At 73.1% G+C, this 1356-nt stretch carries 2 protein-coding genes; one reads left to right on the top strand and one right to left on the bottom strand.

All coding sequences use genetic code 11. The features are described from left to right. Positions 1–463 (top strand): cation:proton antiporter domain-containing protein (locus tag G6R24_RS20985; RefSeq protein WP_192029228.1); only part of this gene is annotated, 463 nt, incomplete at its 5' end. Positions 464–473: 10 nt separating this feature from the next. Here G6R24_RS20985 and G6R24_RS20980 read toward each other — a convergent pair. After that, positions 474–1259 carry an enoyl-CoA hydratase/isomerase family protein gene (locus tag G6R24_RS20980; RefSeq protein WP_163550840.1) on the bottom strand — a complete coding sequence of 262 codons (786 nt, stop codon included), beginning with the start codon at positions 1257–1259 and terminating at the stop codon, positions 474–476. Between the last annotated feature and the right edge of the window lie 97 nt (positions 1260–1356).

The following is a 1356-nucleotide window of genomic DNA, read 5'->3' as shown; positions in this document are numbered from 1 at the left end:
CGTCGCCGGGGTCCTCGCCCCGCTGTTCTTCGCCCTGGCGGGGCTGCGGGTGGATCTGAGCGCCCTCGCACGGCCGACGGTGCTGGCCGCGGCCGCCGTGGTGCTGGCGGTGGCGGTGGCGGGCAAGTTCCTGGGCGCCTACCTCGGGGCACGGCGCAGCCGGCTCGGCCACTGGGAGGCGTTGGCGATCGGCGCCGGTATGAACGCCCGCGGTGTGGTGGAGATCGTCGTCGCCGGCACCGGCCTGCGCCTCGGGGTGATCAGCCCCGCCGGCTACACGGTGGTGGTGGTCGCCGTCGCCACCTCGGTGATGGCACCGCCGTTGCTGCGCTGGGCGGTCGTCCGGGGAGCTCTCGTGCCCGCGGCACCCGAACCCGCGGGCCCGCGCCCGCTGGTGCCCGATGTCGCGGGCGCGGCCCCCGCGCCGCGCGATGGCGCCCCCGCCCCCGACCCGATCGTCTGAGCGGACCGACTCAGACGAACTTCGGTGCCCGCTTCTCGACGAAGGCGGCCGCGCCCTCCCTGCCGTCACCGCCGGCGCAGGCGGAGATGCCGCGGGCCTCCAGCTCCAACTGGCTCTCCAGCCCGTTGTCGTAGGTGGCGGCGAGCAGCCGACGGATCGTGCGATGCGCGTCCGCCGACCCGGCCGCGACCCGCCGGGCGAGCTCCGTCGCCTCCGCCTCGAGATCCTGCGCCGGCACGACCCGGGTGACCAGACCCCACTCGCAGGCCTCGGCCGCCGACAGCCGACGGTTGGTGAACATCAGCTCCTGGGTGCGGCGCAGGCCGATCAGCCGCGGCAGCGCATAGGACGTGGCGCCGTCCGGGCTGAGCCCGACGTTCGAGTAGGCCAGGGTGAACGTCGCCGACTCCGCGGCCAGGACCAGATCGCCGAGGACGGCGAGCCCGATGCCGGCACCCGCGGTCACCCCGTTCACCGCGACGACCAGTGGCACGTCCATCCGGGCGAAGGTCGTGACGGCCCGGTGCAGCAGATCAGCGAGCTTCTTCATCTCCGCCTCGGCCCGATCGCCGTAGCCGACCATCTCCTTCACGTCGCCACCGGCGCAGAAGAAACGTCCGGCGCCGGTCAGCAGCACGGCGCGCACGGACGGATCGCCCGCGGCGTCATAGGCGGCCTGGGCCAGCTCCGCGGCCAGTTCCTGGGTGATGCCGTTCGCCGCGTCCGGACGATTCAGTGTGATACGTGCCACGGCGTTGTCTCGATCGACCGTCAGAGTGCGGAACTGTGAGCTCATCGGGGGACTCCGTTCGGGGATCTCGGACCGGCTGGCTTTGTGTGCACCACCCACACATCTACCAGCACAGACGCCGCGCCGCACAGACAAGGCACAG

It is taken from the genome of Candidatus Frankia nodulisporulans (genome assembly GCF_902806475.1).
Taxonomy (GTDB): Bacteria; Actinomycetota; Actinomycetes; order Frankiales; family Frankiaceae; genus Frankia; species Frankia umida.
The sequence above is the reverse complement of the archived record's forward strand: the minus strand, read 5'-3'. Positions and strand labels throughout refer to the sequence as shown.

What these genes read in the sequence shown, in the direction of transcription:
- G6R24_RS20980 (WP_163550840.1), bottom strand. Translation starts at nt 1,259, where the DNA reads ATGAGCTCACAGTTCCGCACTCTGACGGTCGATCGAGACAACGCCGTG.